The following is a 686-nucleotide window of genomic DNA, read 5'->3' as shown; positions in this document are numbered from 1 at the left end:
CATCGGCAATGCGGCGGGCGGTGTCGATTTCGCCGGCAGTGCTGCGGGCAATGCGTTCGAGACCCGCGCGAAATGCGCCAAGGTGGGCCAATGCCGCACCATCATCGGCATCGGTGCGCGCGGCATAGCTGTCTGCCAGCGTGCCGGTGCGCTCGGCCAGGTGCTGCAGCTGGGCCAGCGTGCTCTCGGCCTGGCCAGCGGCCAGCATCGCCTGGCGATGGCCGATCTCGCGCAGCTTTTCCAGCCGGCGCAGCCGCACCAGCCGCTGGTTGCGGGCCTTGATCGTCATGGCGCGCTCAGCCGCCCAGCAACTGGGTCAATTGGTTAATGCAGCTGTCCAGTGGCACGATGTCCTGCGCGGGTTGCATCAGGAAATCGGCCAGCGCGCCGTGCATGGCGATCGCCTGGTCCAGCTGCGGGTCGGCCCCCTGGCGATAGGCCCCCATCAGCACCAGATCGCGGTTGGCCTCATAGGCGGCGATCAGCGCGCGAAACTGCCGGGCCAGGGCCTGATGCTGCGGGCTGGTGATGTCGGTCATCACCCGGCTGAGCGAGGCGGGAATGTCGATCGCGGGATAGTGCCCGCGCTGCGCCAGATCGCGCGAGAGCACGATGTGCCCATCCAGGATCGAGCGGGCGGTATCGACCACCGGATCGTCCTGGTTGTCGCCATCGGCCAGCACGGT

The 686-nt window shown here is 68.2% G+C and carries 1 protein-coding gene and 1 pseudogene; both read right to left on the bottom strand.

Features of this window, described 5'->3' with window-relative positions; translation table 11 throughout:
- The coding region (locus H926_RS0112980; RefSeq protein WP_022676691.1) for a hypothetical protein at window positions 1-289 on the bottom strand (289 nt) is incomplete at its 3' end.
- 7 nt (window positions 290-296) lie between these two features.
- Window positions 297-686, bottom strand: a pseudogene (gene fliI / locus H926_RS34700) (flagellum-specific ATP synthase FliI); the annotation flags it as partial.

Source organism: Novosphingobium sp. B-7 (assembly GCF_000410615.1).
GTDB lineage: Bacteria > Pseudomonadota > Alphaproteobacteria > Sphingomonadales > Sphingomonadaceae > Novosphingobium > Novosphingobium capsulatum.
Note: the sequence above shows the minus strand (reverse complement) of the source record. Positions and strands in the feature narration are given on the sequence as shown.